This is a genomic window from Pseudolysinimonas kribbensis, assembly GCF_030161895.1.
In the GTDB taxonomy this organism is placed as follows: domain Bacteria; phylum Actinomycetota; class Actinomycetes; order Actinomycetales; family Microbacteriaceae; genus Pseudolysinimonas; species Pseudolysinimonas kribbensis.
This window is the reverse complement of sequence record NZ_BSVB01000001.1, coordinates 200,533-223,052: the sequence shown is the minus strand read 5'-3', so window position 1 is coordinate 223,052 and position 22,520 is coordinate 200,533. Positions and strand designations below refer to the sequence as shown.

At 70.9% G+C, this 22,520-nt stretch carries 25 protein-coding genes and 3 pseudogenes; 15 read left to right on the top strand and 13 right to left on the bottom strand.

Annotation, left to right across the window (positions count from 1 at the left end):
• The first annotated feature begins 83 nt into the window (after window positions 1–83).
• The 4 genes from QQK35_RS01260 (at window position 84) to QQK35_RS01245 (ending at window position 2,802) form a co-directional block, all read left to right on the top strand.
• A complete protein-coding gene (locus tag QQK35_RS01260; RefSeq protein ID WP_284255566.1) occupies window positions 84–788 on the top strand; it encodes an alpha/beta fold hydrolase in 705 nt (234 codons plus the stop codon).
• Entirely contained in the window at window positions 785–1,531 is a 747-nt protein-coding gene (locus QQK35_RS01255) for an amino acid permease (RefSeq protein WP_284252258.1), read from the top strand. Before QQK35_RS01260 ends, QQK35_RS01255 begins: the two co-directional genes overlap by 4 nt.
• Entirely contained in the window at window positions 1,420–2,250 is an 831-nt protein-coding gene (locus tag QQK35_RS01250) for an APC family permease (protein WP_284252256.1), read from the top strand. Before QQK35_RS01255 ends, QQK35_RS01250 begins: the two co-directional genes overlap by 112 nt.
• A gap of 105 nt (window positions 2,251–2,355) precedes the next feature.
• Window positions 2,356–2,802, top strand: a complete 447-nt coding sequence (locus tag QQK35_RS01245) for a nitroreductase family deazaflavin-dependent oxidoreductase (RefSeq protein ID WP_348534988.1) — start codon at window positions 2,356–2,358, stop codon at window positions 2,800–2,802.
• Here QQK35_RS01245 and QQK35_RS01240 read toward each other — a convergent pair.
• Window positions 2,797–3,426: an NAD(P)H-hydrate epimerase gene (locus tag QQK35_RS01240; RefSeq protein WP_284252253.1), complete on the bottom strand. Its 630-nt coding sequence runs from the start codon at window positions 3,424–3,426 to the stop codon at window positions 2,797–2,799. The two genes, QQK35_RS01245 and QQK35_RS01240, sit on opposite strands and share 6 nt — an antisense overlap.
• Window positions 3,427–3,455: 29 nt before the next feature.
• On the opposite strand from QQK35_RS01240, the gene QQK35_RS01235 reads away from it, so the two are divergent.
• A complete protein-coding gene (locus QQK35_RS01235; protein WP_284252251.1) occupies window positions 3,456–3,722 on the top strand; it encodes an NAD(P)H-dependent oxidoreductase in 267 nt (88 codons plus the stop codon).
• Complete coding sequence (locus QQK35_RS01230; protein ID WP_284252249.1) at window positions 3,713–4,090, top strand: NAD(P)H-dependent oxidoreductase; 378 nt, start codon at window positions 3,713–3,715, stop codon at window positions 4,088–4,090. The genes QQK35_RS01235 and QQK35_RS01230 overlap by 10 nt, the downstream gene beginning before the upstream one ends.
• Here QQK35_RS01230 and QQK35_RS01225 read toward each other — a convergent pair.
• A complete protein-coding gene (locus QQK35_RS01225) occupies window positions 4,087–4,374 on the bottom strand; it encodes a GNAT family N-acetyltransferase (RefSeq protein ID WP_284252247.1) in 288 nt (95 codons plus the stop codon). The two genes, QQK35_RS01230 and QQK35_RS01225, sit on opposite strands and share 4 nt — an antisense overlap.
• Before the next feature lie 44 nt (window positions 4,375–4,418).
• Here QQK35_RS01225 and QQK35_RS01220 point away from each other — a divergent pair, with 44 nt between their 5' ends.
• A complete protein-coding gene (locus tag QQK35_RS01220) occupies window positions 4,419–4,937 on the top strand; it encodes a glutathione peroxidase (protein WP_348534860.1) in 519 nt (172 codons plus the stop codon).
• Here QQK35_RS01220 and QQK35_RS01215 read toward each other — a convergent pair.
• The 3 genes and pseudogenes from QQK35_RS01215 to QQK35_RS01205 form a co-directional block, all read right to left on the bottom strand.
• Window positions 4,934–5,304 (bottom strand): annotated as a pseudogene (locus QQK35_RS01215) (RNA-binding S4 domain-containing protein). The gene QQK35_RS01220 and the pseudogene QQK35_RS01215 overlap by 4 nt on opposite strands.
• The gene (locus tag QQK35_RS01210; protein ID WP_284252245.1) at window positions 5,297–5,566 is read right to left on the bottom strand and encodes a protealysin inhibitor emfourin; all 270 of its coding nucleotides are present in this window, start codon (window positions 5,564–5,566) and stop codon (window positions 5,297–5,299) included. The pseudogene QQK35_RS01215 and the gene QQK35_RS01210 overlap by 8 nt, the downstream one beginning before the upstream one ends.
• Window positions 5,567–5,576: 10 nt before the next feature.
• Window positions 5,577–6,631, bottom strand: a pseudogene (locus QQK35_RS01205) (M4 family metallopeptidase).
• A gap of 64 nt (window positions 6,632–6,695) precedes the next feature.
• Between QQK35_RS01205 and QQK35_RS01200 the strand changes: the two are divergent.
• The gene (locus QQK35_RS01200; RefSeq protein WP_284252243.1) at window positions 6,696–7,175 is read left to right on the top strand and encodes an NUDIX hydrolase; all 480 of its coding nucleotides are present in this window, start codon (window positions 6,696–6,698) and stop codon (window positions 7,173–7,175) included.
• Here QQK35_RS01200 and QQK35_RS01195 read toward each other — a convergent pair.
• From QQK35_RS01195 to QQK35_RS01175, 5 genes and pseudogenes are all read right to left on the bottom strand, one after another.
• Window positions 7,172–7,516, bottom strand: coding sequence for a hypothetical protein (locus QQK35_RS01195; RefSeq protein WP_284252241.1), 345 nt, complete (start codon window positions 7,514–7,516; stop codon window positions 7,172–7,174). The genes QQK35_RS01200 and QQK35_RS01195 overlap by 4 nt on opposite strands.
• Window positions 7,517–7,668: 152 nt before the next feature.
• A complete protein-coding gene (locus QQK35_RS01190; RefSeq protein ID WP_284252240.1) occupies window positions 7,669–7,884 on the bottom strand; it encodes a hypothetical protein in 216 nt (71 codons plus the stop codon).
• A 96-nt stretch (window positions 7,885–7,980) separates the two neighbouring features.
• On the bottom strand, window positions 7,981–8,799 hold the full coding sequence (locus tag QQK35_RS01185) for a glycosyltransferase family protein (RefSeq protein WP_284252237.1): 819 nt from the start codon (window positions 8,797–8,799) through the stop codon (window positions 7,981–7,983).
• A gap of 238 nt (window positions 8,800–9,037) precedes the next feature.
• Window positions 9,038–10,181 (bottom strand): annotated as a pseudogene (gene glf, locus QQK35_RS01180) (UDP-galactopyranose mutase).
• Between the two features lie 66 nt (window positions 10,182–10,247).
• Entirely contained in the window at window positions 10,248–10,697 is a 450-nt protein-coding gene (locus QQK35_RS01175) for an FAD synthase family protein (RefSeq protein WP_284252235.1), read from the bottom strand.
• Window positions 10,698–10,857: 160 nt separating this feature from the next.
• On the opposite strand from QQK35_RS01175, the gene QQK35_RS01170 reads away from it, so the two are divergent.
• A complete protein-coding gene (locus QQK35_RS01170) occupies window positions 10,858–11,457 on the top strand; it encodes an arsenate reductase/protein-tyrosine-phosphatase family protein (RefSeq protein ID WP_284252233.1) in 600 nt (199 codons plus the stop codon).
• A gap of 7 nt (window positions 11,458–11,464) precedes the next feature.
• Here the strand turns inward: QQK35_RS01170 and QQK35_RS01165 are convergent, their stop codons facing one another.
• A complete protein-coding gene (locus QQK35_RS01165; protein ID WP_284252231.1) occupies window positions 11,465–12,373 on the bottom strand; it encodes a glycosyltransferase family 2 protein in 909 nt (302 codons plus the stop codon).
• Window positions 12,370–13,353 (bottom strand): glycosyltransferase family protein, encoded by a 984-nt coding sequence (locus QQK35_RS01160; RefSeq protein WP_284252229.1) that lies wholly within the window; start codon window positions 13,351–13,353, stop codon window positions 12,370–12,372. The genes QQK35_RS01165 and QQK35_RS01160 overlap by 4 nt, the downstream gene beginning before the upstream one ends.
• 126 nt (window positions 13,354–13,479) lie before the next feature.
• On the opposite strand from QQK35_RS01160, the gene QQK35_RS01155 reads away from it, so the two are divergent.
• The 6 genes from QQK35_RS01155 to QQK35_RS01130 all read left to right on the top strand — a co-directional run bounded on the left by QQK35_RS01155 (window position 13,480) and on the right by QQK35_RS01130 (window position 21,207).
• Window positions 13,480–14,709: a glycosyltransferase gene (locus QQK35_RS01155; protein WP_284252227.1), complete on the top strand. Its 1,230-nt coding sequence runs from the start codon at window positions 13,480–13,482 to the stop codon at window positions 14,707–14,709.
• Between the two features lie 49 nt (window positions 14,710–14,758).
• Entirely contained in the window at window positions 14,759–15,172 is a 414-nt protein-coding gene (locus QQK35_RS01150; protein WP_284252223.1) for a hypothetical protein, read from the top strand.
• Window positions 15,169–16,773, top strand: coding sequence for a hypothetical protein (locus tag QQK35_RS01145; protein ID WP_284252222.1), 1,605 nt, complete (start codon window positions 15,169–15,171; stop codon window positions 16,771–16,773). The genes QQK35_RS01150 and QQK35_RS01145 overlap by 4 nt, the downstream gene beginning before the upstream one ends.
• Before the next feature lie 82 nt (window positions 16,774–16,855).
• Complete coding sequence (locus tag QQK35_RS01140) at window positions 16,856–19,342, top strand: PKD domain-containing protein (protein ID WP_284252221.1); 2,487 nt, start codon at window positions 16,856–16,858, stop codon at window positions 19,340–19,342.
• 56 nt (window positions 19,343–19,398) lie between these two features.
• Window positions 19,399–19,866, top strand: a complete 468-nt coding sequence (locus tag QQK35_RS01135; protein ID WP_284252219.1) for a hypothetical protein — start codon at window positions 19,399–19,401, stop codon at window positions 19,864–19,866.
• 51 nt (window positions 19,867–19,917) lie between these two features.
• Entirely contained in the window at window positions 19,918–21,207 is a 1,290-nt protein-coding gene (locus tag QQK35_RS01130) for a hypothetical protein (protein ID WP_284252218.1), read from the top strand.
• Here QQK35_RS01130 and QQK35_RS01125 read toward each other — a convergent pair.
• The gene (locus tag QQK35_RS01125) at window positions 21,152–22,513 is read right to left on the bottom strand and encodes a polysaccharide biosynthesis protein (protein ID WP_284252217.1); all 1,362 of its coding nucleotides are present in this window, start codon (window positions 22,511–22,513) and stop codon (window positions 21,152–21,154) included. The genes QQK35_RS01130 and QQK35_RS01125 overlap by 56 nt on opposite strands.
• Window positions 22,514–22,520: the final 7 nt, after the last annotated feature.

The following is a 22,520-nucleotide window of genomic DNA, read 5'->3' as shown; positions in this document are numbered from 1 at the left end:
GACATCGACATCCGGTACGAGGTCGAGGGCGACGGCGCCGAGACCGTCGTGCTCATCAACGGCCTCGCCGACGAGCTCGAGACCTGGGCGTACCAGACCCCGCGCTGCTCGAGAAGGGATTCCGGGTGGTCACGATCGACAACCGCGGCATCGGGCGCACGTCAAAGCCGGCCGGCCCGTACAGCGCCGAGCAGCTGGCCGACGACGCGCACGCGGTCGTCGAGAACCTCGGCCTCGGGTCGTACCACCTCATGGGCGTCTCGATGGGCGGGATGATCGCCCAGAGCTATGCGCTCTCCTACGGCGCCGAACTCCGCAGTCTCACCCTCGCCTGCACCTACGCCGCGCCCGGACCCTTCTGCTCCCGGATGTTCGCGATGTGGGCCGACACGGCCAGCGTGATGGGCGTGCCGCAGGTCATGCGCGACGTGACGCTCTGGGCGTTCACCCTCGACTTCTTCCGCGAGCGCGGCGACGAGCTCGCGGAGTTCGAGACCGCCATGCGCTACATGGACCAGCCGGTGCCGGCCTACCTGGCACAGCTGGCCGTGATCCAGAACTTCGACGAGAGCGCCCGACTCGGTGAGCTCGCGAAGATCCCCACCCTGGTGCTCGCGGGCGAGGAGGACATCCTCATCCCCACCCGGCTCTCCCGCGAGCTCGCCGAGCTGATCCCCGGCGCGACCTTCCGCACCACCCCAGGCGGCCACGGCTGCATCTGGGAGCACCCCGACGATTTCAACTCCGAGTTCGTCGGATTCCTGCTCGAGAACGGAAACCACGAATGACCGCAACCGTCCCTGCGGGCGAGACACTGGCGCCGCGCAAGAAGCTGGGCCTGCTCGGTGTCATGCTGCCGGGCCTGGCGCAGATCGCGCCCGCCTTCAACCTGTTCTTCACGACCGGCGTCATCGCCTCCCTGGCGGGGGCCTCGGTGCCGCTGGTCTTCCTGATCTCGACCGTGGGGTTCCTCGCCACCGGCCTGAGCCTGGCCCAGTTCTCGAGCGTCTACCCGAGCTCGGGGTCGTTCGTGACCTACATCAGCCGCACCTTCGGGGCGGCCGTCGGCACGGCGACCGGTGTGATCACCGTGCTCGGCTACATCATCACCTTCTCGGGCATCTACATCTTCGTCGGCGACTACATCGTCACGAACGTGTTCGGAGTGACCGGGCCGCACGTGGGGCTGACGATCATCACGACGATCGTCTACGGCGCGATCGTGGTCATCCCGGTGATCCTGGGCCTCCAGTTCGGCGTGCGGGTGACGATCGTGCTGTACCTCATCGAGATCGTGGTGCTGCTGGTCATCAGCCTGTCCGTCCTCTTCCAGGGGGCACGCACGGGATCAGCGGCGCGGCGTTCGCCTGGCCGACCGGCACGGAGGCGTCGAACATCTTCCTGTCGTTCAGCCTCGCGGTGGTCGCCTTCGGCGGCTTCGAGGCGTCCGCCCCGCTCGCCGAGGAGACCTCCAATCCGCGCCGGAACGTGCCCATCGCGCTCGTCGGCTCGGTGCTCATCAGCGGGCTGATCTACGTACTGGGCTCGTGGGCGGTCGTCGCGGCCTTCGGCAATGACGGATCCAGGCTCGCGAAGGACGGCAACCCGTTCGCGACCGCCGGCGCGCTCTTCCTGCACGTGGGCGGTGCGTTCATGGTGCCGTTCCTCGCGGCCATCTTCCTGGTCAGCGTCACGAGCTCGTACATCGCCGCGAACACCCAGACGTCCCGCGTGCTGTTCGCCGGAGCGCGCGGCGGCATCTGGCCGCGTCCCCTGGCGAAGTCCAGCGCACGGTTCAAGACCCCGTGGGCCGCCGCCATCGCGTTCGTCGCGCCCAGCATCCTGATCGGGGTGCTGTCGACGATCGTGACCGACCCGGGAACGACGGTCGGATTCCTCTCGACCTTCGGCATCTTCGGCGTCGTCATCATGTACACCGTCACCAATGTGGCGCTGTTCGTGCAGTTCTTCCGGTTCCGGGCGCGCGGCATCCGGAAGAACCCCTTCCTCTGGCTGGTGGTTCCGGTGATCGGCGTGGCGGTGCTCGCCATCCCGATCTGGGGCAACCTCCGGCCCGGTCAGGGCGGCGCCTTCGACTGGCTGCCGCTGTGGTCGCTCGGCCTCATCGCGGCCGGCGTCGTGTACACGATCGTGCTCGCCGTGACCCGGCCGAAGGCGCTCGCGGCGGCCCCGGCGCTGCTCGAGGGCGCGGAGTCGGTCGAGACCGATCCGGTGCCGCCGACGGCGTAACCGAGGCCGGATCCGCCCGGGCGGGCCCTCCGACCACGTGATCGGAGCGGCCCGCCCGGGGCAGAATCGTGCCGTGCTGCCCCGCATCTTCCGCCGCCCCGTCGCCTGGTTCTCCCGCACGCGTCTCTTCCGCCGCGTCGGCCCGGCCATCATGCCGCCGCTCGAGCGGATGATGACGCGGCTCACCGGCGGCCGGGTGCCGCTCAGCGGCCTGCTGCTGCCCTCCTCGTACTGCACACCATCGGTGCGAAGAGCGGGCAGGAGCGCGACACGACCCTCATGTACTGCCCGGAGCCCGACGGCCGGATGCTGGTCACCGGCAGCAACTTCGCGCGCGGCTCGCACCCCGCCTGGACGGCCAACCTCCTGAGGAATCCGGATGCCGCCGTGAGCGTGCTCGGCCGGCGGATCCCGGTGCACGCCGTGCCGATCGGCGACGACGAGCGCGAGGCCGTGTGGCGCGAGCTCGAGGAGCACTGGCCCGGATATCGCGGCTACGAGCGGGCGTCGGGGCGCGTGCTGCGCATCTTCCGCCTCACCCCTGTCTCATGAAGCGGGCGTGAACCGCGACAGGTCGAGCCCGATGTCGACGAGCACGACGCGTCCCGCGTACCCGGCACCGGGCTCGCGCAGAAGCCCCGGCTTCAGCGCCCCGAACGTCACGGTCACGGCGGCGCGCAGCACGGCCGGGTCGGGCACGTCGCCCGTGTCCGGGTCGACGCCGCTCGGCAGGTCGACGGCGACCACGGTCGGGGCGAGCGGGCGCAGCGCCTCCACGACGTCGCGGGCGGACCCGCGCAGCGCGGGGCACCCGGCGCTGCCGGTGCCGAGGATGCCGTCGACGACGACTGCGCCGTGCGCGAGCCCGAGCGCCTCCACCGGGTCATGCCGGGTGGCACCCGCGGCGAGGGCCGCATCCAGCCCGGCGGTGTGGACGCGATCGCCGAGGACGACGATGCGCGTCGTGCGCCCTTCGGCGACGAGCGATGCGGCCGCGAACAGCGCGTCGCCGCCGTTGTTGCCGGAGCCGGCCAGCACGAGGAGGGGTCCTGCGAGCCGGCGCAACTCCGTCGCCAGCCCGGCGGCGGCCCGGGCCATGAGGGGCACGCCCGCGTCGAGCAGCGGCCGCTCCGCGGCGCGGATGTCGGCGGCGCGATAGGCGGGAGCGGAATCCACGGGTCCAGTCCAGCACTACCGTTGACACGATGCCCACCCTCCTGCGCCTCGATTCCTCCGCGAGCGGCGACCGCTCCCGCTCCCGCGCCGTCACCGCGGCCTTCACGGAGGCGTGGTCGGCCCTGGGGCCCGACCACCACCTCGTCGCCCGCGACCTGCACGCCGACCCGCCGCCGCATCTGCCGTCGTCGGCCCTGCATTGGCCGGCAGGCGAGATGCCGGGGAGCGCCCCGCGGGGTGGGAGGCCGGACAGCGGCGCTACATCGGCGAGCTGCTCGCCGCCGACGTGCTCCTGATCGCCGTGCCCATGTACAACTACTCGATGCCGTCGACGCTCAAGGCCTGGGTGGACCACGTGCACGTGCCGGGCGTCACGGCCGGGTTCGCCCCCGGCGAGCTTCCGCTGCGCGGCCGACCCGTCGTGCTGGTGTCGAGCCGCGGCGCCGCGTACGGCCCGGCCGACAATCCGGCGGACTGGGACCACGGCACCGCCGCGCTCGAGGTCGTCTTCGGCGCCTCGATGGGGATGACGCCGCATCGCATCGTGGCCCAGCTCACGCTCGCGCCCGACCTCGAGGTGCTCGCCGATCGGCGGGACGAGGCGGTGGCATCGCTCGAGGCCGCGATCCTCCGGGCGCGCGAGCTGGCGATCGAGCTGGGTTAGCGCGCGGCGAGCAGCCCCGCGCGCTCCGGATGCCGGTCGAACCACTCGGCGACGAACCAGCAGGTCGGGGTGATCGGACCGCGGCCCGCGGCCTGCACGTCGTTCACGGCGTGCTCGACGAGCTTCGCGGCGAAGCCCCTGCCGCGGAACTTCGGGATCGTGACGGTGTGGTGGAACACGAGCGAGGAGCCGTGGTCCTGGTACTCGAGGAAGCTGACCGGTTCGCCGCCCACGAGCATCGTGTAGCGGTGCGCCCTCTCGTCGTGCACGAACTCGGTGGTCATGGCCTCAGGCTACGTCCAGCGCCGCGGCGGTCGCCGGGCTTAGCATGCAAAATCATGGGGAACGTCGAGGCGATCAGGGACATCCGGCTCACGACCATCGACGGGGGAGCACGACGCTCGGCGACTACGCCGACAAGGTCGTGCTCGTCGTCAACGTCGCGTCGAAGTGCGGGCTGACCCCGCAGTACGAGCAGCTGGAGCAGCTGCAGAAGGACTACGAGGCGCGCGGGTTCACGGTGCTCGGGTTCCCGTGCAACCAGTTCCTCGGCCAGGAGCCGGGCTCGACCGACGAGATCAAGGAGTTCTGCTCCACCACCTACGGGGTGACCTTCCCGCTCATGGACAAGATCCGGGTCAACGGCCGCCACAAGCACCCGCTCTACGCCGAGCTCACCCAGGTGGAGGCGGCCGACGGCAAGGCGGGCCGGATCCAGTGGAACTTCGAGAAGTTCGTCATCACCCCGGGTGGCGAGATCACGCGCTTCCGTCCGAGCACCAAGCCCGACGACCCGGCGGTCGTCGCCGCGATCGAAGCGGGGCTGGGCGAGGCGGCCGCGGCCTAGTCCCGACCCAGCAGCCGCTCGATGTCGCGGCGGTCGCGCTTCGTCGGGCGTCCCGCGCCGCGGTCGCGCACCCCGAGGAACAGCCGCTCCTCGGGCGGCGGGGGCGGGGGCTGTGGTCCTCGTAGGCCGCCTGCGCGATCGGCGCGCCGACGCGCTTCTGCAGGGCGGCATCCCGCACGACGACCACGCGCGGTGACCCGCCCTCCACGGCGAAGCGGACCTCGTCGCCGGGGGAGACGTGCTGGGCCGGCTTCGCCCGGTCGCCGTTGATGCGCACGTGACCGGCCTTGCACAGCGTGGTCGCCGCCGAGCGGGTCTTCACGAGCCGCACGGCCCACAACCAGGAGTCCACGCGCGCGTCAGACATCGCTGGACCCGTCGCGCTGCACCCGGTCCACGAGCTCGCGCCAGGGCCCCGTGAGCTCGCGGTCCGGCACGGACGCGCGGTGGTGGCGTCGCGCCACGCGGGCCTCGATCCGCCAGGTGAAGCGGTCGCGGCTCTCGCGATCCGCGGCGACCTGACCCCAGGGGCACGCCTCGACCAGCGCGACCCAGTCGTCGTCGGGATCGGGCCGCTCGATCGCCCAGCGCCGGCTGATGCCCGTGAACCCGCCCGAGCGGACGACCACGATGCTCAGCTCAGCTCGCGCCGCCGCCATCGATCGCCACTCCCACTCCCGACCAGCCGGCGCGGACCGCGTCGGCCTCGGCCGATCCCTCACCGTAGCGCTTGGTCGCGGCGGCGAGGGTGAGGGCGGCGAATCCGGCGAAGTCGGTCGTCGGCTTCATGCCCGCCAGCAGGGTGTCGTACCAGATCCGCCCCGCCTTCTCCCAGGCGTATCCGCCGATTCCGGTGGCCACGAGGTAGAACGCGTGGTTCGGGATCCCCGAGTTGGTGTGCACCCCGCCGTCGTCGTCCTCCGTCTCGACGTAGCCCGCCATGGTCGCCGGCTGCGGATCCTTGCCGAGCACCGGATCGTCGTACGCCGTCCCCGGCGCCTTCATCGACCGCAGCGCCACGCCCTTCACCCGCGCCGTGAACAACCCCTGCCCGATCAGCCAGGTCGCCTGGGCCGCCGTCTGCTTGTGCGAGTACTGCAGCACGAGCGAGCCGAAGACGTCGGAGATCGACTCGTTGAGCGCGCCCGCCTGGTCCTTGTAGACGAGCCCGGCCGTGTACTGCGTCACGCCGTGGGTCAGCTCGTGACCGATGACGTCGACCGAGACGGTGAACCGGCCGAACACCTGTCCGTCGCCGTCGCCGAACACCATCCGCTCGCCGTTCCAGAACGCGTTGTCGTAGTCCTTCTCATAGTGCACGCTGCCGTCCAGCGGCAGGCCGCGCCCGTCGATCGAGTTGCGGTCGTAGACGTCGGCGTAGAGCTCGAAGGTCGCTCCGAGCCCGTCGTAGGCCTCGTTCACGGCGACGTCGTCGACGGCGGGATCCCCTCGGCGCGCACCGTCGTGCCCGGGAGCGTGTCGGTGTGCTTCGCATCGGAGATGGTGCGTTCGGGGCCGGCACTGAGCTCCGCGACGAGCGAGCCGCCCTCGACGCTCAGCGACAGGCGCGCCGCACGGCGATCGTCGTCGTGGTCGAGCGTGCGGCGGGCCGCGAGCGCCGCCTCCTGCAGGTGCGGCTGGCCGGCCTGCGCCAGCCGGGTGAGCAGGTAGGGAGGGACGATGCCGGATGCCATGCTCCCGACCCTAGGCACATGCTCCGACGTCGAGCACCAGCCCTGCACACCTAGGCTGAATCTCATGGCGCGCGCCCAGCACGATCCGACGCAGCGTCGGCCACGGGGGCCGGAGGACGTCTGGGTCGAGGGTGCGCACGGCCGCTTCTGGGGGCTGTACGGCGCGGCGGGACTGCTGCTGCGGCATCCGGATGCCGGCGTGCTGCTGCAGCTGCGCGCCGAGTGGAGCCACCTCGGCGGCACGTGGGGCATCCCGGGCGGGGCACGCAAGGCGGGCGAGACGCCGCAACAGGCGGCCGTGCGCGAGGCCGACGAGGAGGCAGGCGTACCGCCGGAACTCGTCCACGTGCTCGGCAGCTCGATCTTCGACGTCGGCTACTGGTCGTACACGACGGTGCTCGCCCACGCCCGCGAGCTCTTCGAGCCGTTCGTCGGCGACGCCGAGAGCGCCGAACTGCGCTGGGTGCCGATGGACGAGGTCGCGCGGCTGCCGCTGCATCCGGGGTTCGGAGCCAGCTGGCCCGAGCTGCGGGAGCGGATCTAGGCCGAGACGGTGTCGCGCAGCGACGCCTTCCAGGCGACGAGCCGGCGCACAGTCGCGGACGGGTCGTCGGCGAGCTCGCTCATCGCGTCCTCGGGTGCGTAGTAGTTGATCGCGACGAACGCGCGCACCGCCTCCGTCTCGTCGTGCGCGAGCTCGCGCAGCAGATCGCACGACACGGTCTCGTTGCGCGCCAGCCAGCCACGCACCTCGGCGTCGGGGTCGTGCGCGAGCGTCGCGGCGACGTCATCCGGCAGGTGATAGCTGGAGGCGGCGCTGGCCCGGATCTTCGGGTTCGCGTCGGAGGCGAGCGCCCGCAGGCGGCGGATCTTCGAGTCGGTCACCGGGGAGCCGGATGCTGCGCCGCGACCTCTTCGGGCGTCAGCATCGACGGGGCGAGCGCGGCCAGCTGCGCGCGCTGCGCCGGGGTGTTGAAGCGGATGCACGACATGTCGGCAGGTTACCGAAGACCGCCGATGCCGCCCGGCAGACGCGCTCAGACCGCGGTCGATGCGACGCGTGGCGTCGGTGAATCGAACAACCCGAACTGGGCCCGCCGCAACTGGCGGCGGTGCTCGCGCTCCTGCAGGCGCGCGTCGGTGATGATCGCGATGTCCGGCACCTCTGCCTCGGCCGGGGCGACGAACCAGGCGCGGTAGGCCAGGGCGCGGTAGGCCATCGCGCGGGCGCGGGCCGCCTTCGACCGGCTCATCGGATTTCCCCTACGGCCGATCCCGCCGGATCGTCCGCGTTCAGTGTAGGCCCGGTGGGGATCCGTGGCGGGATGCCGATGACACCAGATCGGGTGTCAGGGCCGCGACCCGAGCGGAAGCCCCGAGAGCTCGTCGACGACCCGCCGCCAGTAGCAGTCGTTCCAGAGCGCAGAGCGATCCATCGCCTCCCGGGCGGCACGTCCCCGCCGTTCTCGCGCTGCCGGGTCGGCCAGGTCGCGGCGAACGGCTGCGCTCAACGCGTCGCGGGAGCCGGGCTCGACGAAGGCGACCTCGTCGTCCGTGAAGTAGGCGTCGAGCCCGCCGGTGCGTGTCGCGACCACCGGGGTCCCCGCCGCGGCCGCCTCGAGGAGGGTGGTGATCCCGCTGGCGTGCGCGTTCTCCCGGGCCGCGAGCAGCACCAGGGCCGAGGTCGCGTAGAGCTCGCGCAGCTCGGCCAGCCCGGACGTGGCCACCGCGACGTCGGTGCCGCGCACGTGCACCGGCGCCTTGCTCGCGACGCGGACGTCGACGACACCGGCATCTTCGACGGCGTGTGCGAAGACGTCCCAGTCCCGCGCGGCGTCGTTGCCCACCCCGAGCACCTGCGGGCTGCCGGGCCGGCGGTCGTCCGAGGCGAACGCCCGGGAGATTCCGAACGGCAGGTAGCGGTGGACGGCCGCCGGCGCGATCGCCCTGCCGAGCTCGACGTTCGGCTCGGCGTTGGCGATCAGGAGGTCGACGCGACGGATCAGACGGCGTACCAGTCGTCGGCGCAGAACCGGGAGGGATGCGAAGCGATGGAAGATCCAGATCGTCTGCCCGGCGAGGATCGGGCCGCCGTGCCGGGGCAGGACGGCTGCGACCGCGAGGTACTCGACCTCGGTATGGCAGTAGACCGCATCGGCCCGGGACAACGCGCGACGGTTGACGAGCGCGCGGAGCAGGTCGAATCCCAGCCGTCCGTGCAGGAATCGGCCGATCCGCCGGAGGCCCGCGGCACCCGCCGTGCCGCGATCTCGAACGTCCAGCCCTCCGGCGCGTGCTCGATCCCGTAGGGCAGTCGATCGGGCACCAGGCCGCGGCGCCAGCGATCGGCGTAGTCGTCCGGGTCGAGTCCCGAGTCCAGGAAGAAGACCACGCGCCGGTGCTGGGTCATCGGTCGCCTTCGAGAAAGGTTGATGCCGCGACCAGGGCGGAGGCGATCGCCATGTGCATGTCGAGGTACTGGTAGCTCCCGAGCCGGCCGCCGAACACGACATCCGGCAGCTCGGCGACCCGTTGCCGGTATCGCTGCAGGACCTCGCGGTCGCCGTTCCCGGCGACCGGATAATACGGCTCGTCGATCGGCTCGGCCCAGCGCGAGAACTCGCGGGCGATGACGGTCCGCCCTCCCGCGTGCTCGCGCTCGGGATGGAAGTGGCGGAACTCGATGATGCGGGTGAACGGCACATCGGCGTCGGCGTAATTCATCACCGAGGTGCCTTGGAAGTCGTCCGTGTCGAGCGTCTCCACCTCGAAGTCGAGGGTGCGCCACGACAGGCGGCCGTCGTCGTACCCGAAATACCTGTCCACGGGACCGCTGTAGAACACCGGGATCCGGCCGAGGGCGGCATCCCGGGAGAAGGGAGATCCGGGGTCGAGGAAGTCGACGCCGAGATGGACGTCGATGCGCGGATGGTCCGCCATCCGTTCGAACCAGGGGTGTATCCGTCGACCGGCAGGCCCTCGTGCGTGTCGTTGAAGTAGCGGTTGTCGTAGGTGTACCGCACCGGGAGGCGCGAGATGATCGACGCCGGCAGCTCCCGCGGGTCGGTCTGCCACTGCTTGGCGGTGTATCCGCGGATGAAGGCGTCGTAGAGCGGACGGCCGATGAGCGAGATGCCTTTGGCATCCAGGGACTCCGGGTCGGCACTCGCATCGCCGGTCTGGGACGCGATCAACTCCCGTGCCTGGGCGGGACCGAAGGAGCTCCGGAAGAACTGGTTGATCGTTCCGAGGTTGATGGGCAGGGGAAGACCTCGCCGCGGTGCGTCGTGTACACCCGGTGCACATAGTCGGTGAACCCGGTGAAGCGGCGGACGTAGTCCCACACACGCTCGTTCGAGGTGTGGAACAGATGCGCTCCGTAGCGGTGGATCTCGATGCCGGTCCCGGGATCGCGCTCGCTGTATGCGTTGCCCCCGATGTGCGATCGGCGCTCGACGATGTCGACGTGCAAGCCGCGCTCGGCCAGACGTTCGGCGACGGTCAGTCCGTACAGACCCGCCCCGACCACGAGGACGTCGCCTCGGGACATGCGGTGCCCACTCTCGATCGAACGCGTGGACGGTCGTGACGCTCGGCCGTCATGCTAGCAAGCGCCTCAGACCGGGAGCGAGCCGGAGGTGCGCTCCTCGCCTTCGAGCGCGGTCAGGGCGCGCCGCAGGGCCGTGCTCGACGTGCTCACCGTGTAGGGGAAGTAGACGACCTCGACGCCCACCTCGGCGAACTGCCGTTCCAGGCGCAGGCCCTTCTCCGTGCCGCGCCAGTCGTCGCCCTTGAAGAAGACGTCGAAACGCAGCTCGCGCCAGACATCCATCTTCTCCGGAACGGACTCGACGACGGCGTCGTCGACGTAGCGGATACCCCGCACGATCTCCAGGCGCTCCGCCAGCGGGACGATCGGCGTGACGCCCTTGGTGCGCTCGAGCATCTCGTCGGAGACCACGCCGGCGATGAGGCGATCGCACGCGCTCCTCGCGTGGCGGAGGATGTTGAGGTGGCCGATGTGGAACAGGTCGAATGCTCCTGCGGCGTAGCCGATACGAGTCATCGGGCAGTCTTTCGTCGGCGAGCGGGGGACGCGTCGAGGTGGGGCCGTGAGGGCCCCTCGAGTGCGAACTCTATCTCGTCGCCGAACCGTGCGCTAGGCTCGCCCGGATCATGCCCCCCGCCCCCGAGGAGGAGCGCTGACCAGGCTCGCACACGCCACCGTGCTGATCGTCTGCACCGCCAACGTCTGCCGGTCGCCGCACGCGGAATTCGTCATGGAGCGGATCCTGCGCGGCTCCTCGGCGTTCGACTCGGTGCGGGTCGGAAGCGCCGGACTGCGCGCCGTGCCCCGAGGTCGCATCTGCGAGCTGGTCGCGCGGCATGACGGGGCCGACCCGGCGTGGGCCCAGTTCGACGCCGAGCACCTCTCACTGCGCACCCGGACCGCCCGCATCGAGCAGGCGAGGATCGTCCTCACCGCATCGCGCTCCAATCGTGCCGCGGTCGCGACGCTGTCGCCCGAGGCCCGATCGAGGATCTTCACGCTGCGAGAGGCGCTGTGGCTCGGCGGGGACTTCCGGCGGGACCCGTCCCTCTCGGGAGAGGAGGCGGTCGCCGCGTTCGCCCGGCACCTCGACGCCCGTCGCGGCGCCGGCACCCCGCCCCGGGAGCGCCGGTTGCCCTTCCTGCCGATCCGCGACCCGCTGAGCATCGCGGATGGGCACACACGCGGGCGGCGCGAGCATGCCCTGACCATCCGGCAGGTGCACGAGGTGGCGGAGTCCGTCGCCCGTCTGCTGGTGTCGACAGCCCCGGTGTGACCTGCACTCAGCGACGCGCGTACTCTTCGTAACCCCGACCCAGGGCTCCCGCCACGAACCCGGCACCGCGGTACATCGCGCGCGTGCCCGTCGACCGCCAACGCAGCGAGCGGAAGAGGACTCCCAGGAGCCAGCGCGCACCGCCCGCCGCCACGCGCAACAGGCCTCCGGCGATGGACGCGGCGCGCGCCCGGATGCGACCGGCGCGACCGGTGGCGAGGACCGCCGCGAGTCGCGCCGACGTCGTGCCGTTGCGGTAGGCACGCATCAGGATCCAGTGGCGATCGACGCGTTGCGGCAGCACATCCTCGACGACGACGGCGTCCTGCGCCCAGCGGATGACGTACCCCGATCGGGAGAACTGCAGCGTGAAGAGGCTGTCCTCGCCCCCCGTGGTCCCGAAGCGGGGATCGAACCGCACGCCGCTGGCGCGGACGGCCGCCATGCGCAGCAGCAGGTTGTTGGTCGCGGCCTGCGGCATCACCTGCCGATCGATCCGGGTGGGGCGCACGAAGGCGCCGACCGCGGTCAGCCAGGGATCGATCGGGGTGGGCAGGGCGGTCACCACCCTCCCGGCCACGGCATCGGCGCCGCATTCGTCGAGGACCCGGAGCAGCGCGGGGAGCCATCCCGGCGTCGGCCGTTCGTCGTCGTCGATGAACACGAGGAGATCGGCCCCCGCGGCTTCGTCGAGAGCGCGGTTGCGCGCGGCGCTCAGACCGGGCTCCGGCTCGAGGACATAGCGCACCGCGCGGGCGACCGGGGCCGCCGATCCGTCGGGGTCGTTGTCGACGACGAGGATCTCGCCGTCGACGTCGGCGAGCTCGCCGAGGGCGTCGGCGACCTCGCCGATCGCGCGGGCGAGCCGCTCGGGCCGCCGGTAGGTGGCGATCGCGACCGTCAGGCGACGGGTCATGGTGTCGACGGCTCCCCGTCCGCATCGGGGACCGCGCTCGCGCCCCCGCGTCGCAGGCGGACCGCGCGAGCGTACGCCTGCGCATGCCGCTCTCCGGTCCGCTCCCATCCCCGACGCGACAGGTCGGGGTGCGGCGCGCGCGGTCGGGAGACCTCGTCGAGGGCGGCGTCGAGCGCAGCGGTGTCGAGCTCGCCGTCGTACATGCTGATCCATCCCGGACCGACCTCCGTCGCCAGTGCCTCGTTGGCATCGTTGCGCGGAACGAGGACGGGACGGTCGAGCGAGAGTGCGGCGAGAACGCTGCCCGAGTTGTGCATGAACCGGTACGGCAGCGCGACCAGGCTGCCCTCGGTCATCGCGGCGACGAAGTCGGCGTCGTCGAGGAACTCGAGGCGGAGCACGACGCGCGGATCCTCCGCCGCGAGCCCGCGGATCTCGTCGGCGAGCTCGTCCGAGGTCGGGTTCCCCGACACGGCGAGGCTCACCCCATCGCCCCGCAGTCCCCGGAAGGACGTGATCAACGTCTCCACGCCCTTGTAGCGGCGGATCAGCCCGACGAAGGCGAGGCGCCCGGGGATCGGCGAGCGACGGGTGATCCCCGCGAACCACGGCCGGTAGTCGCCATGCAGGATCGTGACCGTGGGCAGCCCGGGCGGCAGCTCGGTCGTCTCGCCGATGAGGATCCGGAGGTCGGTCCGGAGATCGACCGCGGAGAGCAGCCAACGCTGCAGAGGGGTCAGCCCGGTCGGCGGCTGGAGGTTGTGCACCGTGCGGACGACCGCCGTCCGGGACACGCGCAGCCGGAGGATCAGCGCGACGAACAGCCACCTCTTCGCCAGGCGCCGCAGCGGGCTGCGCGCGTTGAAGAGGGTCTCGGGCCAATGGAAGTGGATCGCGTCGTATCGACCCGCGAGGGCGCGGCGCCATCCGAAGCGATGGTGCTCGATTCCCTCGGTGGCGGCCAGCGCCCGATCCAGCATGATGATGTAGGGATTGGTCGTGGGCCGAGGAGGCGGAAACGATTGGAGGATGCGCAAGGGTCTCACGGAGCCTCTCCCGGCGGTCGAACGGCGCCCGGCACCGACGGCGCCGAGCGGTCAAGAGTAGTGCCCGAGTCCACCGGCGCAGAAGCCGCGGGGCGTCGTGCCGTCGTGGTGGTCAACTACGGATCGCACGATCTGGTCGAACGCAACCTGTCATCGACCCTGACCGGGCTGCCGGATGTTCTCGGCGTCGTCGTCGACAACCGGACCTCGGAGGCCGAGAGCGAGGCGATGAGCGACGTCGGGCGCCGGCACGGCTGGGTCGTCGTGCCATCGCCGATCAACGTCGGCTTCGGCGCGGGCGTCGCTCTCGGCGTCGCGGCCGCGAGGGCCGCGGGCGCCACGGAGTTCCTGATCCTGAATCCGGACGCGCACCTGGACCCTGCTGCCGTCGTGAAGCTCCTCGCCCGGGTGCGCGAGAAGCCGATGGAACTGGTGGCGCCCCTCGTCGTGCGACCCGACGGGACGAGCTTCGCCGAGCTCCAGGACCTCTACCTCGCGGACGGCCGGATGCGGGCGTCCCGGGTGCGTCCGGCGTTCATCCCCGAGGCGGACGTGGTGCGGTGGGTCAGCGGGGCGTGCTTCGCGATCTCCTCGCGACTCTGGGATGCCTCCGGCGGCTTCGACCATGACTACTTCCTGTACTGGGAGGACGTCGACCTCTGTTGGCGCGTGTGGGCGGCCGGGGGAGTGGTCCGTGTCGACGAGGGTCTGACCGCCGTGCACGACGAGGGGGCGACCCACGCGAGCGGCGGCCCGGTGGGGGCCAAGTCGCCGATCTACTACTACTTCAACATCCGGAACCGCCTGATCTTCGCGCGCAAGCACCTCGACCGGGTGTCGATCCGTCGATGGCGACGGGGCGCGCCACGCATGGCGCTTCTCGTCCTGCTCCAAGGAGGCCGGCGGCAGTTCCGCTCGCCCCGCCGCACCATCGCGCCGGCGCTGCGGGCGGTCCGCGATGGGCTGCGGGGGACAACCGGGGTCCCCCGGAAGGGGGCGCGACGCCGAAGTCCATTCACTAGTATGTGCGCAGCGAGTGTGTCCCCCGACCCGCATCGCCGCCGTCCTGTTATACCCCCCGATACACAGGATTCCCGTGAACACGTCCCCCCGCGTGCGAAACCGAGTTGGTTCCGTCCACCCCCGGACCGCAGCCGCGCTCCGAGCGGCATTCCGCGCGCGTCTCCCACGGCCGTCGCTCCTCCTGCTGTCCTTCGTCGTCGCTGCCACGGCCCTGACCGCGTGCGTCCCCGCGACACCCCAGCCGGCGACCACCCTGCCGACCCATAGCGTCAAGAAGCCGGTCCCCGCTCCGAGCGGCGGCACCGTCGACCAGCAGGTGGCATCGCCGACGCCGGAGCCGACGGTGGGCGCGCGGGCGGGTGCCGCCGCGAAGGTCGGCGGCGGGGTCTCGATCCGCATCGCGAGCGTCACCGCCATCAAGGTCACGGCGAAGACGCCGGGCGAGATCGACGGAGCCGCCGTCGTCGTCAAGGTGGAGGTCGACAACGCGGGCACCGCGACCGCCAGCGTCGACTCGGCGTACGTGAACGTCGTCGCCTCGGACGGGACCTTCGCCGTGGCGACGACCGCCGGCAAGGGCGTGCCCTTTCACGGCGTGGTCGCACCGGGCGCCACGGCGACCGGTTCCTACGTCTTCATGCTGTCCCATCCCCAGGGCCGTCAGGTCACCGTGACGGTCAGTCACGCTGCCGGAACGCCGGTCGCCCAATTCACCGAAACCGTGTCATGAGCATCGGAGCCACGATGAACGCCATCTCAGCAGCAACGACGCGGATCCTCGCGGTCACGGCCGTGGCCGCACTCACGGCCGTCGGCCTCACCGTCCTTTCGGTGCAGTCGGCGCATGCCGACCCGCTCCCGTCTCCGGCCAACATCCAGCAGCGCGACGGCAACCTCGTCACGGCGGACGCCCTCCCCACCGTGCAGATCGACTCGGGCTACGTCTGGGCGCAGACCATGATCGGCAGCACCGTGTACGCGGCCGGCAGTTTCTCGAACGCCCGGCAGGCCGGAGCCGCTCCGGGCTCCGGCACGCTGACGCCGCGGAGCAACGTCCTCGCGTACGACATCACCACCGGAAACCTGACCGCCTGGGCGCCCGCCGTGAACGGCGTGGTCAAGTCGATCGCCGCGTCGCCCGACGGCAGCCGGATCTACCTCGGCGGGTCGTTCAACCAGGTCAACGGCCAGACGCGCTACACGGTCGCCGCCGTCGATGCGACGACCGGTCAGCTGGTCGCCGGATTCAACCCGTCCGTCGGCGGCTCGGGCGTGTATGCCATGGTGGCGACCGCCAACACGCTGTACGTGGGCGGTCTGTTCACCCAGGCCAACGGGGTCGCGCGCCAGAACCTGGCGGCCTTCTCGACCGCGAACGGCGCCCTCCTCGGCTGGGCGCCGACGACGGACCTGCAGACCGACGCCATGGTCATGGACCCGACCAACACCAAGCTCATCATCGGCGGCCGGTTCGGCGGCGTGAACGGCGTCGCGCAGCGCGGCCTGGCCGCGCTCGACCTCACGGACGGCTCGATCCTCCCGTGGGCGGCTCCCGCCACCGTCATCAACGGGGCCAGCTCCGGCCCGAACGCCGGTCAAGCGGGAATCTTCGGACTGACCGCCGACTCGGGCGCCGTCTACGGCACCGGGTGGGTCACCGCCAACGTCGCGACCGGCAATCTCGAGGGGGTGTTCTCGGCCGAAGCAGGGTCGGGCGACATCCGCTGGGTCGCCGACTGCCACGGCGACGAGTACGGCGTCTACTCGACGGGGTCCGTCGTCTACACGACGAGCCACACCCACCAGTGCGACACCGTGGGTCTCGCCCCGGAGCAGCCCACCCGCACCTACCGCTACATCCAGGCCTTCACGACATCCGTGGGCGGCATCCTGACCCGCTCGCCGAGTGTCAGCAGCATCTACCAGGACTGGAGCGGGACCCCGTCGCCGTCGCCGTACGCCTGGTACCCGGACTTCACGGTGGGCACCGCGAGCGGACTGGGTCAGGCCGGCCTGTCGATCACCGGCAACACGCAGTACATCTCGGTGGGCGGGGAATTCGGCTCGGTGAACAACCGCCAGTTCCAGGGCCTCGTGCGCTTCGCGATCCATCCGGCGGGGGCGCGAAGATGGGTCCGCGTCTGGCCGCGCCGTCCTGGACGGGAACGGCCACCTCGAAATCCGCGGGCACGGTGCGGGTCAGCATCCCGGCCAACTGGGATCGCGACGATCTGCATGAGACCTACGCCCTCTACCGGGAAGGCACCGCCGCGCCCGTGGCCAGCACAGTCGCCGACTCGACGTGGTGGAACACCCCGAACGTGCAGTTGAAGGACACCGGTCTCACGCCGGGCTCCTCCCAGCAGTACCGGGTCGTGGCCACCGACGGCGACGGTAACAGCGAGGCGAGCGCGTGGATGCCCGTGACCGTGGCCTCCGGCACCCCTCGGCGTACGCCGACCGCGTGCTCGACGACGGCGCGATCGTCTACTGGCGCCTCGGCGGTGACGCGAGCAACTGGGCCGGCGGTGCAGACGCCGTCGTGGGATCCGGCGTCACGACCACGACGCCGGGTGCCGTCAGCTCCGACGCCGGCGACCCGGCATCCCGGCTGAGCGGCTCCAGCACGGGCACGGTGCGCACTCCCGCCACCGTCCCGTCGAGCACGACCACCTTCTCGGTCGAGACGTGGATCAAGACCACGACCCGGACGGGCGGCAAGATCATCGGCTACGGCAGTTCGGCGACCGGCAATTCGTCGAACTACGACCGGCACCTCTACATGCTCAACAACGGCCGAGTGACGTTCGGCATCTACGACGGGTCGACCCGCACGCTCACGAGCCCGACAGCTCTCAACGACGGCGCGTGGCACCAGCTGGTCGGCACCCTCTCACCGACGGACGGCCTCCGTCTCTACGTCGACGGAGCCCTGGTGGCGAGCGACCCCACGGCCAAGACCGCGCAGAGCTACAACGGCTACTGGCGGGTCGGCGGCGACAACCTGGGCGGATGGCCGAACCAGCCTTCGAGCACCTATTTCTCGGGCCAGGTCGACGAGGTGGCGGTCTACGGCACGACACTCCCTGCGTCGGCTGTCTCCGCGCAGTACGACCTGGCGGCGGGCATCGCGTCGCCGACCGCCGGGTTCACGGCGACTCCGACCGACCTCGCGATCGCGGTCGACGGGTCGCAGTCGGCAGCTCCGGCGGGCCGTACCCTGACGGGCTACGCCTGGGACTGGGGTGACGGAACCGCGGCCGGCAGCGGCGTCATGGCGACGCACACGTACGCGGCGGCCGGCACGTACCCGGTCACGCTGACCGTGACCGACAGCAGCGGTCGGACGGCGGTCGCGAGCAAGTCGGTCACGGTGACGGCACCCAACGTGGCGCCGACCGCGTCGTTCACATCGTCGGTGTCGGGGCTGACCGCCTCCGTCGATGCCTCGGCGTCCACCGACAGCGACGGCACGCTCACCTCCTACAGTTGGGACTGGGGTGACGGCACGGCGGTCGGATCGGGTAAGACGGCGAGCCACGCCTACGCGGCCGCGGGCGGCTACACGGTCACCCTGACCGTGACGGACAACGACAGTTCGACCGGCACGACGACCGGCACGGTCACGGTCGTGCACGGCGCGCCCACCGCATCCTTCACGACGACGCCCACCGGGCTGGATGTCGCGGTGGATGCCTCGGCCTCGACCGCGGCAGACGGCGCGAGCCTGAGTTACGCGTGGAACTGGGGTGATGGGACGGCGGCCGGGTCCGGCAAGACGGCCACCCACACCTACACCGCTCCGGGCGACCACACCATCACCCTGACCGTGACGGACAGTCTGAACAGCACGGCGACGAAGGCGGCGACGGTGACACTGTCCACCATCACGTTCGCGGCGCAGGATGATTTCGCTCGTTCGGTGTCGTCGGGCTGGGGTTCGGCGGATGTGGGTGGCGCGTACACGGTGGTGTCGGGTTCGGCGTCGGTGACCTCGGTGTCGGGTGGGGCGGGTGTGCTTGCTCTGCCGGCTGGGCAGACGCGGAGCATGATGTTGAAGTCGGTGGTGGCGCGGGACACGACCTCGACGGTGGTGTTCTCGTTGGATGCGGCGCCGTCGACGGGCAGTGCGTATGCGGGTGTGGTGGCGCGGCAGATGGCCGGCGCTGATGACAACTACACGACGCGGGTGTGGCTGAACAAGGACGGCACGGTGTGGTTGGTGGCGCAGCGTGGCGGGACGGTGCTGCAGTCGGCGCAGGTGGCGGGGATCACGCGGGCTGCGGGTGATTCGTTCAACCTGAAGGTGACGGTGACCGGGGTGAGCCCGACGACGATCACGGCGAAGCTGTGGCGGGTCGGTGCGGCGGAGCCGGCGAATGCGCAGCTGACGGTGACGGACTCGACGGCGGCGTTGCAGGGTGCGGGCTATGTGGGTCTGCACGGCAACCGTTCGGGCTCGGCGACCAGCACCGGCACGATCACCTTCGACACCTACCGCGTCACCGCGGGAGACGGCACCCCGCCGCCGGCCAATGCGGTCCCGACGGCGTCCTTCGTCTCGAGCACGTCCGCCCTGACCGTCTCGACGGACGCGTCGGCCTCGACCGACAGCGACGGGTCGATCGTGGGCTACGCGTGGAACTGGGGTGATGGGACGGCGGCCGGGTCCGGCAAGACGGCCACCCACACGTATGCGGCCGCGGGGTCGTACCCCGTGACGCTCACGGTGACCGACAACGGCGGAGCGACGGCGACCAGGACCACGACGGTCGCGGTCGCCGCAGCACCCCGTCGGACTTCGCGGCGCAGGATGATTTCGCTCGTTCGGTGTCGTCGGGCTGGGGTTCGGCGGATGTGGGTGGCGCGTACACGGTGGTGTCGGGTTCGGCGTCGGTGACCTCGGTGTCGGGTGGGGCGGGTGTGCTTGCTCTGCCGGCTGGGCAGACGCGGAGCATGATGTTGAAGTCGGTGGTGGCGCGGGACACGACCTCGACGGTGGTGTTCTCGTTGGATGCGGCGCCGTCGACGGGCAGTGCGTATGCGGGTGTGGTGGCGCGGCAGATGGCCGGCGCTGATGACAACTACACGACGCGGGTGTGGCTGAACAAGGACGGCACGGTGTGGTTGGTGGCGCAGCGTGGCGGGACGGTGCTGCAGTCGGCGCAGGTGGCGGGGATCACGCGGGCTGCGGGTGATTCGTTCAACCTGAAGGTGACGGTGACCGGGGTGAGCCCGACGACGATCACGGCGAAGCTGTGGCGGGTCGGTGCGGCGGAGCCGGCGAATGCGCAGCTGACGGTGACGGACTCGACGGCGGCGTTGCAGGGTGCGGGCTATGTGGGTCTGCACGGCAACCGTTCGGGCTCGGCGACCAGCACCGGCACGATCACCTTCGACACCTACCGCGTCACCGCGAGCTAGCCTGGCGGGGATCGGCGCTGCGGCGCCGATCCCATCCGGCGAGGAGGAGACGTGGGGGACTCGGCGCTCGGGGTGGCGGGCCTCGCGCTCCTGGGCGTGCTCGCGTTCGCGAGCGCGATCCTCCTGTTCCGCGTCGTGCCGCGTGCCGCGTTCGTGGTGTGGTGCCTCGTCCTGTTCTTCGTGCCCGTGTGGATCGGAGCCCAGGTCGGCTCGTTCTTCGCCGCGATCAGCATGGTGACCCTCGCCGGGATCGCCGCCAATGTCACACGCATGCGGTTCGCGCTGCCGGACCTGGCCATCGCCGGATTCGCGGGGCTGGGCGCGATCCTGTTCGCCGTCGGTCAGGTGTCGCTCTCGGCGATCGTCACCGCGGTCGTGGAGTGGGTGGTGCCGTATGTCTGGGGGCGCATCGTCGCGAGCCGTGTTTCATCCGGCTTCGTCTTCAAGGCGATCGCGGTCTGTGCGACGTTCGCCGCGGTCCTGGCTCTGCTCGAGTTCGCGACCGGCCGCAATCTGTTCGTCCAGCTGCCGGCTCTCGGCCCGTCCTACTCGGTCTGGGCGCCTCTCCAGTACCGAGGCGGCCTGCTTCGCGCGGAGGGCGCATTCGGTCACTCCATCGCCCTCGGCGCGTCGCTCGCCCTGTCGACGGCGTTCGTCCTGGCCGCGGCCTGGCGCACGCGCACGCACATCCTGATGCTCGTCATCATCGGCGCGGCGACGGTCGTGACGTTCAGCCGGATCGGACTGATCACCGAGGTGATCACCATCGCTCTCTGCGTGGTCCTCCTGCATCGCCTGCGGACCTCGACCCGGATCGCCGTCCTCATCATCGCCGTGGTCGCGGCACTCGTCGTGGTCCCGCTCATCAGCGACGTCTTCCTGGACGCCGGCGCGGAGGCCGGCGGAAGCGCCGACTACCGGGTCGACCTCCTCCAGTTGCTTCCGCAGCTCAAGCCGTTCGGGTCGTCCGATGACTGGTCGTCGGTGACGGCGAACGGCACGTACCTCGGATCGTTCGCCGCCACCATCGACAATGCGCTGCTGCTCATCGCGCTCCGGTTCGGCATCGTGCCGGCCCTGGTGCTCGTCCTGCTCCTCGGAGCGGGCATCGTCTCGATCCTCATCCCGCATCGCGCCACCGCGGCGTCGATCGGCCTCGTCGCGCAGATCCCGGCCCTGTTCAGCGTCGCGCTGATCACCCAGTACGGCATGTTCCTGTGGTTCGTCGGAGGCCTCGCGGTGTCGTTGATCCACAGCCGCGATCCGTCCGGAGAGCAGGGTGGCGTCAGTCGCTTCCGGGTGCATCCCCTCGCGCTTGCTCCTGGGTCGCCTCGATCGTGACCGGCCGGGCGGGGCCGTAGAGGCGGACACGGTTCCGCCGGATGTAGACGGCGAACGGGATGACCTGAATGATCAGCACCGACACTGCGTTCGACAACAGCGGGCCGACCACGCCCCAGGCCGGTGCCGCGAACACCGACAGGACGACGGTCGACGCGGCCGCGAGAAGCGCGGGGGCCACCTGGAACCGGATCCCGGGCTTGTCCATGATGAACATGCCGAGCGGATACAGCGCGGCTTGCACCACGGTCATCGCTCCGAAGGCGAGGACGATCGGAATGCCTACTGTGACCTCGTCCTTCGACACGATCGAGAAGAACCAGGGCCCGATGACGACCATGATGGCGGTCACCGCCGCGGCGGCCACGGCGAACAGCCCGGACAGCAGGAACGGACCGCCGCGCGTCACGCCACCGGCCGCTCGTGCGCGCGCGAAGGCGGGCCAGAGCGTCACCCCTGCCGCGCCGATCAGGGCCTGGACGGCGAAGAAGACCTGACCGGCCAGCGCGTACTGGGCGAGCTCCTGATGCGACGCGGTCTGCGCGAGGATGTAGCGCGGCAGGGCGAGCGAGAGCGGTGCGGCGAGCAGCTGCGCGAACATCGGCCAGCCGACGTCCATGACCCGGGCACCGGGATAGCGGCGGCGCCACAGGACCCGACGGGCTGCGGTCCGCAGAAGCGGGTTGCTGAACCGATCGGCGACCACGACGCCGCAGAGGGCGACTACGAGGGTCGCGAGGAAGGTCCCGAGCGCCAGGAACGCTCGCACCGAGGACGTTCCTGCATCGAGCAGCAGCCACACGATGAGCAGCGACAGCGGCGAGATCATGCCCTGGAGCAGGATCACGATCGGGTTACGCCCCAGTCCCAGCAGGATCCGTTGCCACACGCCCATCGAGATCGAGACGCAGAAGATCAGGACGCACACGAACGCGGCTGTCTCCGCCCCCGGGACGGCCGCCGCACTGCCGAGCACGAGATGCCATCCGCCGGTCACGAAGAGGGCGAGGTCCACGAGTGCCACCGTGCCGGCGAACAGCAATGTGACCCGGACGACGGTGGTCACGAGCCCCGTCAGCCGCGCGTCGGAGCGGATGTCGGGCGAGGTCGCCGCCGCGTTGACGACGACGGCACCGGCACCGAGATCGGAGAAGGAGATCAGGCTGGGAAGCGCGACCAGCAGGGAGAGCAGGGCATACGGCCCGACACCGGCCTCGCCGATGACGAGGCGCGCTGAGAGGACCCCGCACACGAGCGAGACGCACATGGTCAGCACCCGGGCCGCCGTGGAGAACAGGGCGCTCACAGAAGGG